This is a genomic window from Leifsonia sp. 21MFCrub1.1 (genome assembly GCF_900107895.1).
In the GTDB taxonomy this organism is placed as follows: Bacteria; Actinomycetota; Actinomycetes; order Actinomycetales; family Microbacteriaceae; genus Leifsonia; species Leifsonia soli.
Window position 1 is genome coordinate 3,327,064 of the sequence record NZ_LT629867.1, and the last position, 15,723, is coordinate 3,342,786.

Annotated in this window: 10 protein-coding genes; 4 read left to right on the forward strand and 6 right to left on the reverse strand. The window is 67.7% G+C overall.

Translation table 11 applies throughout. From position 1 onward, the window contains the following. The first annotated feature begins 125 nt into the window (after nt 1-125). Nucleotides 126-1,154, forward strand: a complete 1,029-nt coding sequence (locus BLW09_RS15665) for a LacI family DNA-binding transcriptional regulator (protein WP_089914797.1) — start codon at nt 126-128, stop codon at nt 1,152-1,154. Nucleotides 1,155-1,183: 29 nt separating this feature from the next. Here BLW09_RS15665 and BLW09_RS15670 read toward each other — a convergent pair whose 3' ends face one another. From BLW09_RS15670 to BLW09_RS15690, 5 genes are read right to left on the reverse strand one after another with little or no spacing between them, the layout of a single operon-like run. After that, nucleotides 1,184-3,280, reverse strand: a complete 2,097-nt coding sequence (locus tag BLW09_RS15670) for a hypothetical protein (RefSeq protein WP_089914799.1) — start codon at nt 3,278-3,280, stop codon at nt 1,184-1,186. Further along, nucleotides 3,277-4,107, reverse strand: coding sequence for a carbohydrate ABC transporter permease (locus BLW09_RS15675; RefSeq protein ID WP_089914801.1), 831 nt, complete (start codon nt 4,105-4,107; stop codon nt 3,277-3,279). Before BLW09_RS15675 ends, BLW09_RS15670 begins: the two co-directional genes overlap by 4 nt. Next, nucleotides 4,107-5,075 (reverse strand): carbohydrate ABC transporter permease, encoded by a 969-nt coding sequence (locus tag BLW09_RS15680; protein WP_089914803.1) that lies wholly within the window; start codon nt 5,073-5,075, stop codon nt 4,107-4,109. The genes BLW09_RS15675 and BLW09_RS15680 overlap by 1 nt, the downstream gene beginning before the upstream one ends. A gap of 57 nt (nt 5,076-5,132) precedes the next feature. Beyond that, on the reverse strand, nt 5,133-6,374 hold the full coding sequence (locus BLW09_RS15685; RefSeq protein WP_089914805.1) for an ABC transporter substrate-binding protein: 1,242 nt from the start codon (nt 6,372-6,374) through the stop codon (nt 5,133-5,135). A 48-nt stretch (nt 6,375-6,422) separates the two neighbouring features. After that, nucleotides 6,423-8,339 carry a glycoside hydrolase family 127 protein gene (locus tag BLW09_RS15690; protein ID WP_231946898.1) on the reverse strand — a complete coding sequence of 639 codons (1,917 nt, stop codon included), beginning with the start codon at nt 8,337-8,339 and terminating at the stop codon, nt 6,423-6,425. Nucleotides 8,340-8,498: 159 nt separating this feature from the next. On the opposite strand from BLW09_RS15690, the gene BLW09_RS15695 reads away from it, so the two are divergent. After that, nucleotides 8,499-9,524 carry a LacI family DNA-binding transcriptional regulator gene (locus BLW09_RS15695; protein WP_231946900.1) on the forward strand — a complete coding sequence of 342 codons (1,026 nt, stop codon included), beginning with the start codon at nt 8,499-8,501 and terminating at the stop codon, nt 9,522-9,524. Nucleotides 9,525-10,117: 593 nt separating this feature from the next. Continuing rightward, the gene (locus BLW09_RS15700; RefSeq protein ID WP_231946902.1) at nt 10,118-12,853 is read left to right on the forward strand and encodes an AAA family ATPase; all 2,736 of its coding nucleotides are present in this window, start codon (nt 10,118-10,120) and stop codon (nt 12,851-12,853) included. 43 nt (nt 12,854-12,896) lie between these two features. Here BLW09_RS15700 and BLW09_RS18965 read toward each other — a convergent pair whose 3' ends face one another. Further along, entirely contained in the window at nt 12,897-13,292 is a 396-nt protein-coding gene (locus BLW09_RS18965; RefSeq protein WP_157696965.1) for a hypothetical protein, read from the reverse strand. Nucleotides 13,293-13,499: 207 nt separating this feature from the next. On the opposite strand from BLW09_RS18965, the gene BLW09_RS15705 reads away from it, so the two are divergent. After that, nucleotides 13,500-15,275 carry a KAP family P-loop NTPase fold protein gene (locus BLW09_RS15705; protein ID WP_157696966.1) on the forward strand — a complete coding sequence of 592 codons (1,776 nt, stop codon included), beginning with the start codon at nt 13,500-13,502 and terminating at the stop codon, nt 15,273-15,275. Nucleotides 15,276-15,723 lie beyond the last annotated feature (448 nt).

The following is a 15,723-nucleotide window of genomic DNA, read 5'->3' on the forward strand; positions in this document are numbered from 1 at the left end:
CGAAAATTACCGAAAAGCTTTTCGTGACGGGTTGCCAAGCAATGTACATGGCTTCCCGCGCATCCGTCAACTGCATATGATGTTCAGACCGAAAGGGTTTCGGGAGCAGGGCGGGGAGGTTGCGGGTGAGCGGGACGAACGAGGGACGCGTACGCCATCCCACCCTCCGCGATGTGGCGGCGCTGTCCGGAGTCTCGATCGCGACCGCCTCGAAGGCGCTCAACAACCGGGAGCAGGTGCACCCCGACACGCGGACCCGCGTGCTGGAGGCCGCCCGCCAGATCAACTTCCGCCCCAACCCGCTCGCGCAGGGCCTCCTCAACGGCCAGACCGGCACGGTCGGGCTGCTCACCGACGACCTCATCGGCCGGTTCAGCATCCCGATCCTCACCGGGGCCGAGGATGCCTTCGGCACGGGGCGCATGTCGGTGTTCCTGTGCGACGCCCGCGGCGACGCGATCCGCATGCAGTACCACCTGCAGGCGCTCCTCAGCCGCCAGGTCGACGGGCTCATCGTACTCGCGGCCGACACCGACCCCCGCCCGTCGCTCGGCCGCGACCTGCCGGTGCCGGTCATCTACGTGTACGGCCCGTCGGAGGACCCGGCCGACCTCTCGCTCGTGCCCGACAACGTGGGCGCCGGGGTGCTCGCCGCGCAGCACCTGATCTCCACCGGCCGCCGCCGGATCGCGCACATCACGGGTGAGCGCAGGTTCCTCGCCGCCCGCGACCGCGCCGCCGGCATCAGCGAGACGCTCCTCGCCGCCGGGCTCGACCTCGTCGCAGACGACGCTGTCTACGGCAGCTGGTCGGAGTCGTGGGGCCGCACCGCCACCCTGGCGCTCCTCGACCAGCACCCGGACCTCGACGGCATCATCTGCGGCAACGACCAGATCGCCCGCGGAGCCCTCGACATCCTCCGCGAGAAGCGCATCGGCGTGCCGACCGACGTCGCCGTCATGGGCTTCGACAACTGGGAGACCCTTACCACGGAGTCGCGCCCGCAGCTCACCAGCGTCGACATGAACCTGGAGGAGCTGGGCCGGAGGGCGGCCCAGCGGCTATTCGCCGCCATCGACGGCGACACCCAGTCCGGCGTCGAGTCCCTGCCGGTCCGTCTCGTCGTCCGGGCCTCCACCGCGCTGGAGGCCTGAGGGCGCTCAGCGGCGCTCCCATCCATCGGTCAGCGGAGGACGTCGTCCCCGAGACCGCGCGGGAGGTCGAGTAGCCGGAAGGCGCCGTCGATGGTGGCCACCGCCGTCCAGGGCAGCCAGGAGCGGTTCAGCCCGCGGCCCCGGTTGGTGGCGAAGCCCCAGTGCTCCTGCTGCCAGCCCGGTCCGGCGAGGTCGAAGGTGCGCGCGGGGACGGCCAGCATGGCCTTGCTGCCGTGGTGCACGAGGCGCGCGACGTCGATCCAGTGCCGCTCGCCGGTGAGATCGCCGAGCAGCGCGAAGGCGGCCGCGTTCACCTGCAGGAAGCCGTCCGACATGGTGACGCCACTCGTGATGAGCTGCATCCCGGTCGTCGGTCGGCCGCGCTTCCAGTGCGCGGCGTCGCCGTCGCCGTCGACCGCCATCGGGATGTCCCACAGGTGGATCCAGGTCTCGGCCACGATCGCCGCGGCACGCGCGCGCTCCAGCCAGTCCGGGGAGCCGGTGTCCAGGTGGACGGCCAGGTAGGCCTCCAACGCCATGGTGGACGCCTCCTTGTCCACGACGTCCGGGTTGTCCAGCGTGGCGCCGGCCCACGCGCCGCGCGAGCCGCCGTCCCGCCACGACGCCTCGGCCGCGGCGAGCGCGGCGTCCGAGTACCGGGGGTCGCCGGTGGTCGCCGCGGTCTCTAGCAGGAACCGCACCGCCAGCGCCGACGAGGTCGTCGAGTGCTGGAGCACCGCTCCGTCGAGGCCCCAGGCGCGCGGGAAGTGGCCGTCCGGGCGCTGCTGCGTGAGCAGCCACGCGGCGCCCGCCACCGCCCACGACACCCAGGCGGGATGCTCCTCCCCCCGGGCGGCTTCGATCCTGTGTCCGCGCAGGGCCGCCGACCACCCCTCCGCCAGCGCCCGGAGGAAGACCGCGGGGCGGCCGTCGAGGGTCCGATAGGTCGTCACCGAGCCGGTGCCGAGGTCGAAGCCCTCACCCCCGGTCGGGTCGGCGGGCAGTGCGGCGAACGCGTCGAGGATCGCCGCCCCCAGCGCCCGCGATCGTGCCGGGTCCTCGCTGATCTCCCGGGACGCGGCGTCCAGCAGTGCGGCGCCCGCATCGGTGTTCGCCCCCACGAAGCCCATGACGGCGGCACGGGAGCCCGGGAGGGGCCGGCCGACGGTCGGGTCCGACTCCAGGGCGATCCCGGTGACGCCCGAGCGCTGCTGCACCTGACCGGCCAGGACGTCGACAGTCGCCGCGAGGTAGTCCTCCACCGCCACCGGCTCGATCGCCGGCCGGAACGCGTCCCACATCCACTCCGACAGGTCGCGGTGGAGGTCGAACACCGTCTCGGCGCGGCCCGCGCGCAGCTCGACCGTGTAGCGCTGGAGAAGCCCGTCGGCGAGCGGGTGGAAGCGCTCGCGCGGCCGGTGGAGCTGCCGCAACGGCAGGCCGCCCGACTCGTAGGTGTACTCGCCCTCCGTGCCCGGATACCAGAACCCCAGCTCGACACCGTCGCCTTCGCCGGGCGAGGACGCCCCGAGGGAGCCGTACAGCAGCCGGGCATCCACCAGCCGCTCGCCCGGGAGATCCGCGCCGTCGGCGGCGATGGTCTCGCCGATCGGGTCCAGGTGGGCGACGGCCACCCAGCGCCCGTCGCCCTCGCGCAGGGCGAAGACGGGCGCAGCGGCGCGGTCCTCCCGAACGATCAGGGTCCGCAGGCCCCCGGCCCGCAGGGCGGGCGAGCCGAGCGCGAGCGCGGGCACCGGCGCGGCGTCCCCGTAGATCACCCCCGGCAGGAAGGGCGCGGCCGCCTCCAGCGAGCAGTCCAGCGGCAGCGCGACGGCGGACTGGAAGGCGCCGTCACCGTCGCCGGTCACGGACAGTTCGCGCGTCACCCGCACGCCCCGGCTCCCCGCGGTCCACGTGTCGCGCACCCGGAGGCGGCACCCCGGCCCCGCGACCAGCTCCGCCGTGCCGACGAGCGCGTCGCCGTCCGACTCCGTCACGTCGTACGGCACGCGCAGCTCGGCGCCGCCGGCGAAGCGGATCGTCACCGGCGCCGCCAGCGCGAACCGGCGGCCGTCCAGGTCGAGCTCGAGCCCGCCGGACCGGTCGCCGGGCCGGAGCGAGGTCATCCCTTGATCCCGGTCGACGCCAGGCTCGGGACGATGAACCGCTGGAAGATCAGGAACATCACGACGACCGGGATGGTGAGCAGGACCACGCCCGCCATCTGCACGGTCGGCAGCGTGTAGTTCTGCGCCTGGAGGCTGTTCAGGCCGACGGTCAGCATGAACATGTCCTTGTCGTTGGTGAAGGTGACCGGCACCAGGAAGCCGTTCCACGTCCAGGTCGCCGACAGGATGGCCTGGGTCGCGATCGCCGTGACCGACAGCGGCACGCCGATCTGCAGGAAGGTGCGGAACCGGCCGGCGCCGTCGATCGCCGCGGCCTCCTCGAGCTCCTTCGGCAGCGTCGAGAACGACTGGCGCATCAGGAAGATGAGCAGCGGGTTCGCCAGGAACGGGATGATCAGCGCCTGGAACGTGTTCAGCCAGCCCAGGTCGACCACCTGCAGGTAGAGCGGGATGAGGTACGCCTGGAGCGGGATCATCAGGATCGCGACCACCGCCAGGAAGATAAGCCCCTTGCCGCGGAACCGGAACCGCGCGAGGGCCCAGCCGGCCAGCGTGTTGACGATGACCGCGCCGGCGACCACGCACGCCGTGACGATCGCGGTGTTGAGGTACCAGCGTGCGATCGGCGCGTGCTGGAACACGTAGACGTAGTTGTCGAATGTCCAGCCCGTCGGCGCGACGACCCCCGGGTACGAGGAGGCGGGGAGCACCGAGACGTAGAGCACGAACAGCAGGGGCACGAGCATGATCAGCCCGAACACGATGAGGAACCCGTAGCGCGCCGACGCCGCGGCCCGCTTGCGGGCCTTCCAGTTGGTGGCCATCACGCCTCCTTCGAGCCGATGCGACGGCTGATCACACCGGCCACGACCACGACGAGGAGCAGCAGCACGGTGGCGGCGCTCGCGATGCCGATGTTCGAGAGTCGGAAGGCCTGCTGGTAGATGTAGATGACGATCGTCGAGGTGGCGCCGGCGGGGCTGCCGAGCACGGTGCCGCCGGAGATCACGTACGCCTGGTCGAAGACCTGGACGGCCTGGATGACGCCCGCGACCAGCACGAAGACCGCGAAAGGGCGGATGCCGGGGATGGTCACTGTCCAGAACCGGCGGAACACGCCGGCGCCGTCCATCTGCGCCGCCTCGTACAGCTCGGCCGGGACGGTCTCGATCCCGCCGACGAAGATCACGATGTACAGCCCGACGAACATGTACACGTAGATGATCACCAGGAACGACAGCGCCAGGTTGGGGTCGGCGTACCAGGTGGTGTTGGGCAGCCCGAAGACCGTCAGCAGGCTGGTGATGGGCCCGCTCTTGACGAACAGCTGCATGAAGATCGTGGTGATGGCGACCGTCGAGGTCATGTACGGCACGAAGAACGCCGTGCGGAAGGCCGCCTTTCCCCGCGTCGCGCCATGCAGGGCGGAGGCCACGAGCAGCGCGAGGACCGTCTGCGCCGGCACCACCCCGAGCACGAAGGTCACCGTGATGCCGACCGAGCGGCCGAACGCCGGGTCGGCGAACAGCTGCGCGTAGTTCTGCAGGCCGGCGAACTCACGCTGCGACAGCTCGTACTTGCTGACCTGCTGGAAGCTGAGGATGACGGACTGCACGATCGGCGCCGCGCACCACCAGGCGAGCAGCACCAGGGCGGGCGCCAGCATGAGCCAGGCCGTGCGGGCCTCGCTGCGTCCGATGAGGCCGCGCCGGACGAGGCCGGTCGCCGCGCGGCCGCGGGGCCGGGCCGCGGGCCGGCTCGCCGCCGTCGCAGTCGTGGGGGTGGGGTTCACTGGGGGTGTCTCCGATCGGCGGCCGGGCGCGAGGGGGCGCGCCCGCCCGGTCTGGGTCTACTGACCGTACTTCTTCTGCAGGTCCTGAAGCAGCGCCTTCGAGGAGGTCGAACCGTCGGCGACGAGCTGCTGGAAGCCGGAGACCAGCGCGTTGCCGAACTCCGTCGCCTGCTTCGGGTAGTCGAGCCCCTTGCCGTCGGCGAGGACCTTGTCGGTGAACGCGGCGTACGCGGGCGTGGCCTTGCGGTACTCGGCGGCGTAGCTCGTCATGGCGGGCACGTAGCCGAGGCCGGTCGTGATGATCGCCTTCTGGGCCTTGTCGCCGGTGAGGGAGGCGATCACCTTCGCGGCCGTCTCCGGCGACTTCGTCTTCGCCGAGATGCTGAACCCGCCGCCGTACGTGGCGACGACCTCCTTGCCCTTCTCGGTGCCCGGCATCGGCTGCAGGGAGTACTTCGTGTTCGGCGCGGTGGTCGACATGAAGCCGATGTACCAGGGACCGGCGTCGGCCATCGCGGCCTGGTCCTTGCCGAAGGCCTCGCCGTCCCAGGTGGCGCCCAGCTGCTTCGCGGTGGCGGCGTCGCCCTTCTTGATCATCCCGAGCAGGAAGTCGAGGCCCTTCACGTTCTCGGTCGAGTCGATCGCCTTGCCGTAGTCCCAGCCGCCGCCGAACGCGATCGCGTACTGCGTCAGGTGGAAGAGGTTGTCGAGCACAACGACACCGGCCTTGCCGGTCGCGCTCTTGACGGTCGCCGCATCCGCGCCCACCTCGTCCATCGTCTGGGGCAGGTCGGTGACGCCGGCCGCCGAGAGCACGGTCTGGTTGTAGGCGAAGCCGGAGTTCTGGAGGTACGACGGCACCGAGTACAGCTTGCCGTCGATCGTCCAGCCCTTCACCAGGGCGTCCGGGTAGTTCGAGAGCTCGACGTCGGTGCCCTTCACCAGGTCGTCCATCGGCTTGATGGCGCCGCCGTCGGCGAACTGCGCGATCGGGGCCGAGTTGTCCCAGAGGATGATGTCGGGCGCGGTGCCGGAGGCGAACTGCGTCGGCAGCTGGTTCAGCTGGTCGTCGTAGGTCGGGTACACCTGCGTCTTCAGCGTGACGCCGGGCACGTCCTTCTTCGCCTGCGCGATGATCTGGCTCATGTAGGTGTCGACGACGCCGCCGCCGGAGTAGCCGATGGTGAGCGTCTTCGGCTCGGAGGACGCGCCTCCGGAGCCGCTGCAGCCGCTCAGCGCGAGCGCCGACGCTGCGGCCACCGCGGTGAGCGCGATGACGGTTCGGGTTGATCTGTTCATGTGGGCCTCCTTGCCCTGCTGTGTTCGGGAGTGATGGATGGAGGGTGCTCAGGCGAGCGGGAGCCAGACGCGCATGCGCGACGGTCCCCGCTCGGCCCAGCGGTGGTACGGGATGAGCTGGAGCTCGGTCTGCCCGGCGGGCTCCGCCCGGTCCTCGTCCGCCTGACCGTACGGCCAGGCGTCGTCGGGACGGGTGTCGAGCGCGACGGGAAGCGTGATGGTGTCGGCGTCGCCGCGCATCGGTGCCGCGTCGCGCGCGACACGCACGCGCTCGAGCTGCACCGGGTCGTCGGCGAGCGTCTCGGCGGCGTAGACCAGCGGTCCGGACTCGACGGCGATGGAGCCGCGGGTGGCGTCGATGCGCGCGTCCGGTACCGTCACACGCGGCTCCAGCGGCAGGCGCAGCGTGACGCGCGAGCCCGCCGGGAGTGCGCCGGAGACGCGGGCGTAGCCGCCCTCGATCGTCGTGGTCGCGTCGACCGCGTCGACCGTCGCGGCGCCCCGCGCCCACGACGGGACGCGCAGCGACAGCGTCCACTCGCGCGCGGGAGCCTCGTCGACCGTGACCTCGACGGTGCCGTCGTAGGGGTAGCCGGTGGCGACGGTCAGCGCGACGGACTCGCCGCCCGGAAGCGCGGTGCGGATGCGCGCCGGCGCGAACTGGTGCAGCTGCAGCCCGCTCTCGTCCACGGTCGCGACGTATGCCGACAGGCTCGCGATCGTGCGGGCGATATTGGTCGGGCAGCACGAGACGGCGAACCAGGAGGCCCGCTGGCTCGACGCTGCACGCTCGCTCGGGTGGTCCGGATCGGCCTCCACGCCGAGGACCGTACGCTCCAGCGGGTTCACGTAGAAGAAGGCGTCGCCGCGCGAGTCGGGGCCGGTGGCGACCACGTTAAAGAGGGTGCGCTCGATGAGGTCGGCGTACTTCGCGTCGCTCTCGCTGAGCAGCAGCCGCCAGCTGAGCATGACCGAGCCGACGCCGGCGCAGGTCTCCGAGTAGGCGCGATCGCTGGGGAGCTCGAAGTCGTCGCCGAACGACTCGCCCTCGTGCCGGGAGCCCATGCCGCCGGTGAGGTAGGTGCGGCGGGCGACCGTGGTATCCCACTGGGTCCTCACCGCGTCGAGCAGCTCGTCGTCGCCGGACTCGATCGCCACGTCCACCGCTCCGGCGGCCAGGTAGAGGGCGCGGACGGCGTGCCCGCGCAGCACGTCGGAGTCGCGGACGGGCACGTCGTCCGAGAAGTAGGCGAGCCCGATCTCGCCGCCGTCGAGGGTTCCGTGACCGCGCCGGTCGACGAAGAGCTTCGCGAGCTCCAGGTAGCGCTGCTCGCCGGTGGCCCTGGCCAGCTCCACGAGGGCCGGCTCGATCACCGGGTGGCCGTCGACGGCCTGGCGCCCGTCCGGCCCGAACTCCTCGTACACGTGGTCCGCGACGCGGAGCGCGGTCTCGACGAGGGCGTCGCGGCCGGCGGTGCGGAGGCGGGCGACGGCCGCCTGGATGAGGTGGCCGGCGCAGTACAGCTCGTGCCCCCACTCCAGGTCGGAGTAGCGGGCGGGCTGCCCGGGCGACCCGAACCGGGTGCCGAGGTAGCCGTCCGGCTGCTGGGCTGCGGCGACGCGGGCCACCAGGGCGTCGTACGCCCGCTCGAGGTCGTCGTCGTGGGCGCGGCCGAGCTCCCAGGCCATCGCTTCCAGAAGCTTGTAGATCTCGGAGTCGGCGAACTCGCGGCCGTCGCGGTCCGGCCCTGCACCCGCGGCGGTGCGGTCGAAGTTCGCGATCCAGCCGAGGCGCTCCATCCAGGTGAGGCAGTGGTCGATCGTGGTCGCCGCGTTGACGGCCTGACGGTCGGCCCAGAACCCGCCCGTGATCTCGACGTCGGACGCACCGACCGGCGTCAGCCGGCCGCGGGACGGGACGACGGCCGATGCGGCCTCCGGCCGTGTCGCTTGTTCGATTGCCACTCTGCACTCACTCGTTCTCTATCAAAGCGTTTCGCGCCACCGCTCCGCCGGATGCGCGGATTAACTCGACATCTCCGGCGGTCTGCGAAACAAATGCGAAAAGGTTTTCTCTACGATAGAGTGATGTCCGGCACGCCGTCAAGCGAAAGGGGCGACACCGTGAGCATCGAGTCGCGCGCGGCCCGGAACCGGGCGGCGACCCTCAGCGACGTCGCGCGCGAGGCGGGCGTCTCAGTGGCGACCGCCTCCAAGGCCCTCAACGGCCGCGACCGCGTCGCGCCCGAGACCCGCGACCGCGTCGTCGCTGTGGCGGAGCGCCTGTCGTTCTCGCCCAACCAGATGGCCCGCGGCCTGCTTGCCGGCCGCACCGGCACCGTCGGCCTGATCACGGGCGACCTCGAAGGCCGGTTCTCCATCCCGATCATGATGGGGGCCGAAGACGCCTTCGGCGCGGGCAAGACCGCGGTGTTCCTGTGCGACGCCCGCGGCGACTCGATCCGCGAGCAGTACCACCTGCAGGCGCTGCTCTCGCGCCGGGTCGACGGCCTCATCATCGTCGGCTCCCGCACCGACCCGCGGACGACCCTCGGCCCGCTGCCGGTCCCGACGGTCTACGTCTACGCCCCCTCCGACGACCCCGACGACACCTCGCTGGTCACCGACGACGTCGCGGCCGGCCGCCTCGCGGTCGAACATCTGCTCGCCTCGGGCCGGTCGCGGATCGCGCTGGTGGACGGCGAGGAGGAGTACCAGGCCGCGCGCGACCGCGCCCACGGCGTCGAGGAGGCCCTCGCCTCCCACGGCCTCTCGCTCGCGGCGCCCCCTCGGTTCGGTCCGTGGGACGAGGCATGGGGCCGGGGCGCGACCCGCGCGCTCCTCAACCAGGATCCGACCATCGACGCTGTGATCGGCGGAAGTGACCTCGTCGCGCGCGGCGCGCTCGAAGCACTACACGCCGTCGGCAAGGACGCCCCGAACGATGTCGCCGTGATCGGCTTCGACAACTGGAGCGTCGTCACCGAGAACGCCCGCCCGCGCCTGACCAGCATCGACATGGGTCTAGAAGAACTAGGCCGACTCGCCGCCCACGCCCTGCTCGACGATGGTGCGAACGAGCTCGTCGGTGGCGTACGCGCGGTTGCGCCCCGTCTAATTACGCGTGACTCAACTGTCGCGACGAGCTAACCTTCAGGACTTCTCCAGCAGCCGAGAACTACTCGACCCGCTTGGCCACGCGCTGGCACCGACGCCGTTGCGAGACGACTCGCGTCCCGGACAGTGTTGATTCTCCATCGTCCAGCCTTTCCGGGACCGGGTGGCGGTGCGACGAGCAGAAGCCGCCTTCGCTCCAAGCTGCTCGGTGAGAGATCTGGGTCCCCTGCGAACCACTCGCTCGACTTCGCGGGCGGGACCGACCTCGACACCCAGAGCGTAGTGTCGGCCAATTCATCGTTTAGGCGAGAAGGAAGTCAGCCGTTATTCAGATGCGGCAGTGCGCGAGTGTTCGTGGCGGCGCGCGCGATCACCGAGCCGTCGACAGCGCCTCTAGGGGAAGTGGTCGGGCGGGCACTGGAGGGCCAGCCACAAAGAGTAGAGGCACGGGAAAAGCTCAAGAGCAAGGCCAAGCCATAAGGAGTACGTAGGGAGTACTGACGGAACAGGGACAGGAACTACAAACAAAGTCGAAACTGCAATGCACGTAGGCACTCTTCGAGTGTGCGCGCTCCGTGCGCGCCAAAATGCGCGCGAAACCGGAAGTTCTAAGTGTGAGAGGCGGAGTGGCGCGCTGGAAGCGCGGTCAGGCAGCCCAAGGGGTCAAGCAGGCGGTGCACTACGCCTTCGGCGGCGTCTGCGACGCCACCCTGACGGCTAAGACTGCCGGCGGTGCGCTGGCAGCGGCCGGCTATGCGGATGCGGTGATGACCCGTTACATCGTGGAGAACGGGGCCATCCGCGACGACCTGCTGACCCGCTCACAGTTGAAGGATTGGGTCGACGGTGTCGACCCGCTCACCGGCGAACGTCGGGGTCGCGATCTCGAGTCGCCGGTTGCCGATCTGATTCTTGATGCGACGATCAACGCGCCGAAGTCGTTCTCGATCGCGGCGATGCTGGACCCCGCGTTGGCGGACGCGTACGAAGACTTGCAGGACCGGCTGCGGGACAGGATTATCAAGCTGTGGCAGACCGAGCTCAACGCGCGACGCGGAAAGCAGGGTTGTTTCCGTGAGGACTTGGCTCGCATCGAGGTCGTCGAGCTGCGACACGAACGATCCCGCTCGTTGGACCCGCACAAGCACCGCCACCTGTGGCTGAACGTCAAGGTCCAAGGGCTCGACGGAAAGTGGTCAAACGTCGACACTCGCGTCGCGCTCAGGTTCCAGAACGTCGTCAACGCAGAAGGCGACCTAGCCTGCCGGACCGACCCAACCTGGATCGCCGCACTGGCTGCAAAGAGCTTTACCCTGAACTCGGACGGAGAGATTGCGCAGCTCCAGCACCTGGTGCGGCCGCTATCGAAGCGCTCCGCGCAGATCGAATCCAACAAGACGGTGCATCTCCGTCAATGGAAAGAGCAGCACCCCGGTGAAGAGCCCTCTGCCACCGTTCTAACTCAGATCGATCAGTGGGCCTGGGCTGCGGGCCGACCGAACAAGCCGGGGCACCTGGATGAGGACGATTGGGCATCCGTCGTGATGACCGAACTCTTGCGCGCGGACCCGGAACTTGCAGACCACCGCGGCGAGAACGCAATTCGGTCGGTGGCATTCGATGATCTCGACATCGACCTGCTTGCGGCGAAGGCCATCGTTGACGCCGACTCGCGGTCCACAGGAACTGGAGGACGGTTTAGCGATATGGACATCCGAGCAGGAGCAATCCGCGCAGTCGCGGGGAGCCGGGTACGAGCGAACCGGTCCGAACTTGAATTCATCGTTGACAAAGTCACCAGCCTGGCCGCACGATCGCGCACCGTCACGTTGATTGATTCACCGGGGGTTCCGCACCACGTCAAACACCGAATGGCGACGTCGACAGCGGCCTTGAAGACCACAGTTGCCCACAGGATTGACCCGCTTTCGTATGACGGAGACGATAGAGCGCGCAACGAAGTCATCGCAATCGCACTCCGCGTTGAACCGGAACAGGAATTGACCGGCGAGCAGCTTGCGGGTGCTTCATCGCTCGCGGGAACCGCCGGGATCGTTTGCATCAGCGGTGCGGCTGGGGCTGGTAAGACCACAATGCTCAAGGTCGCGAGTGCTGCGCTCCGACAGAGCGGCAGGAACATGATCATCGTCGCGCCGACAAAGAAGGCTTCGTCCGTCGCAGGCAGGGAGGCCAACAGCTCGTCATCCTCTCTTCACCAGCTCCTTTACGACTTCGGGTGGCGCTGGAAGACGAACGACGCGGGCAGCGTGGGCTGGAGCAAGCTGAATCCGGGAGACGTCGATCGGGATTCTGGCGTCACCTATCGAGGCCCGACTCAGGCAATTCGTCCAGGTGACCGGATCGTCGTCGACGAAGCAGGCATGCTCGAACTCGAAGCTGCCAACGCGCTTCTCGACGTTATCGCGCGAACCGGAGCTGGAGTCGCGATGGTTGGTGATCAGCGCCAGGCCCTTCCGGTCGGACATTCCGGCGCCATGGCGCTGTTCTGGAACCGCGCGCCCCGTCGCATCGAGCTCACCACTATTCATCGATTCCGTGATCCCGGGTGGGCGCAATTGAGCTTGCGGCTCCGGGAGCCGGACAGCTCTGAAGACATGCACGCAATCGCACAGGAGTTGATTGAGACCGGACACGTGGCCCGTGTCAACAGCGATGCGGATGCGGGTGCGGCGATGGTCGATGCGTGGTTCCAGGCCAGTCGGCGCGGTGAAACGATTGCCCTCGTGACCGCGACTCACGCCGAATCGCAAAGCATCAGCGAGGCCATCCAAGCCCGCCGGCTCGCGGCCGGCCAGGTGTCGAGAAGACGCCAGTTCATCGGACAAGCCGGACAGGTGATTGGCATTGGCGACATCGTTCAGACGCGGCGCAACGACTCGACGACCGGCGTCGATAATCGCCGGTCCTGGACGGTGCAAAAGATTACGGACGAGCACGTCGTTCTTGGTGCAGCCGGCAACTCGTCAGACGTTCGGAGGGTCAGCATGTCGTATGCCGCCGAGTACGTGCACTTGGGTTACGCATCGACCGTCTACGGCGTGCAAGGCGAAACGACGGACAGGTCGCTTGTTGGTCCCGGCGTTGATGCGTCTGGCCTCTACGTAGGGCTTACTCGCGGACGCGAGCGCAACGACATCGTCCTCGTCGCTCCAACGCCATCAGCCGCCGAGCGCGAGCTAGTGGAGATGATGCAGCGGCAACCGATCGAGGAGACACTCGAGAAATCGCGAGCGGCGGCGCGTCAGGAGCTTCGCCGCGCTGCGACTCTTGATCCGTCGGTGACCGGTCCGGCCCCGTCCTCGCCAGAACCTCAGGGTCGCGCAGCGTCGATTCAGCGTTGAGGACTGCGCAACGTCGGCTCAGCGTTGAGGATTGCGGAGCTCGTCAAGACAGGCCGCTATCGCGCAACTGATAGCCAAGCCCATTTGCGCCCTCAAGTGAGCCGTCGATAGCCACATAGCAAAAAAGGGCAACTCCAAGCGCATCGGCTCGCATTTGGGCGTCCGGGAGCACACCACCCCGCGTGAAAATCAGTGGGCGGCGTCCATCTACAGATGAGACCCTCGCGGCATGCTCGACAAGCTCGGGCTCCAAGTTTCCGCGATGATGATCCACCCAGGCAATGAAGCGATTGCTGTAGAGGTCACACGTCTGGCGGACGTGAGCAGACGCGATCACTGTGTCGGTCGCGCCGAGGTATGCCATCCAGCCACGACACAGTTCAACGGCGCCTTCATAGGAAACCCCAGAGGGGATCGGAGTAGGCGGTTCGATTGACATGTCCCAAGTGTGCATCAGACGACCTCCCTCGGATCATGTCATCCAAACTGGGGCAACCGACAGAGCAGTTCGAGGAAGCCAACAAGGCTACGCTTCAGACACCAGTATTCGGGTGACGCCAGACATCCAGGATCGCGCCGCGTTGGCCCGCCTCGCCTATCCAGCTCCTTCGGGCGTGGACGATCGTCAGCGGCGCGAACTACTTGCGTGTTTGACGGTGGAAAGTATTCGGGAGTATTCGTGGGGGCTTCGCAATACCTGTTCGACGACAACCCTGCGACGCATGACCTGACAGGTCTAAGGACAGTCGCTCTGACCATTGCCAACGTTGTCGTCGACGAACGATTTGAAACCGTGACCGTGGGTCTGAACTCGCCGTGGGGCGGAGGCAAGAGCACCGCGCTGAATCTCGTTGGCGTCGAATTGAGAAGCCGGCCCTCCACGGTGGTCGTTGAGATCGATCCCTGGGAGTTCGTTGATTCCGGGGACCCCCGAGGTACTCTCATTGCTCGGGTGCTCGAGGGCATTGCAGTTGAAATACAACTTCGTGCGGACAGCGAACGCGCGAATGCGGACAGCAAAATCGCATCTTTTGCGCGCGATGCGATTGCCCGGCTCAATGCCTTGCGGAAGAGAGTTTCCTGGAGCAAGGTTGCTCAGGTCGCCATAAAGTCGGCGCTTACCCTCACACCGGACATCTCTGGCATGGTGGACGCCCTAACGCCCGCGGATGAGGGTGAGTCACCCGCCAAGGGCATGCGTAGTTTTCGTGAGGACTTCGCCGCGCTGCTCGCTGAGCTTCCTGACGTCGCCCGAGTCGTAGTCCTAATCGACGACCTGGACCGCTCGCTGCCGGATGACGTGCTGGGCGCTTTGGAGGCGATCAAGCTATTCCTGAGCGTGAAAGGCATGGCGTTCGTAATTGCCGCAGACGACGACTTCATCAGACAGAGTCTGCGCGATGCGCTCGACCGCAATGGTGGGTCCCGAGGTCAATTCGCCGACCGATACACCGAGAAGATCGTCCAGCTTCCGTTTACGTTGCCGCGCCTTGCATCACCAGACGCGGTCGCCTATCTGGCCGCCCTTTTTGTGCAGGCCGAGAAGGGCGAAGCCGCAGCAATCGCCGTGGCCGAACGCGCAACCCAACGACGAGCCAACGGTGAGGTTCCGTACGCCATAGTGAATGCCGCCGGCGATATGCCCACGGAGGAGCACCTACGCCTCGCGAATCAGATCGTGCGAGGGATGAGTAGCTCCCGACGGGAGACGCCACGACAGCTCAAGAGGTTCTTGAATAATTTCGCGGTTAGGGCTGAGATGTTGGGGGCCCAATTTGACGGCTTTCCAATTGACGTATTGATGAAGCTCTGGCTCCTTGAACAGAACTATCCCCGCTACTTTCGTGACCTCGTAGGAGCAAGCGCGGACGGCAGGGCCAAGCTCCTGCTCGCCTGGGAAAAGGGATCCGACGCCACGCCGGCCGAAATCGTCTCATGGGCGCAGGAGGCGCCTGCCGCATCTCACGCAGCTCAATGGGTCGATCGATACGTTTCGTTCGCGACGGCCGTGGTTGCGACATTGCAGTCGTCAGTTGCTCTCGACGACGCCCAGGCTGCGCTACTCGCGGAACTGCTTGACGTATCGGAGCTAACACGGACAGGAGCGATCCGTCGAATGCAAGAGGCGCCCACGACAGGCGACGAGGACGTGGCTCGCCATCTGGCGACCGCTATCGTCGGTGACCGCGAGGACGCGGCCTTGCAATCTCTCCAGGCTCTTGCGAACGCTCGTGCAGACCTCAGGCCATACATGGTCGAATCGCTTATGGACGACTATGTGCAAAGTGCTCTCGGCGCTCAACATCTTCCATGGCTGAGCGGACCGTTCCGTGATGTGCTCGTAGCCCTCCGCGACCGCGAGAAGACGACGGAGGAACTGCGTTCCGCAATCAACGAAGAGCTAGAGGAGAACCTGCTCTAATGGGCACCTCGGGGGCATTCGGTGGTTCGGGAGCATGGTCCGACACCGTCGATTCGCTTTACGACGCTGCGGACGCGTTGGGGTCGGATGTCGCGGCCCCAATTGCGACCGCCGTGATGGCCACGCTTGGACGGTCGTTGGCAAGAGGCGACCGACGCGGTAGATCGTACGACGTCGGCGATTTGATCGGCGGCCGAAGGGCCGTCGGAGCGTCAAGCTCCGGCGACGGAAGAGATAGCGGTGGTGCTCCCTTCGCCAGGGAGGCCGCACGCGGTTCGCTTGTCCTTGACGCGCTTGCGTCGATCGAAAACGGTGAAGTCCCACACCTCGTGGAGTACGGGGTCGACTTCACGTCACTCGAAGGACTGAGCGGTCTGAAGCTGCTGACGGAGCTTATCGGATTGATCCTCGGTCCCCCGTCACATCCAGATGACGCAGCCCTACAACA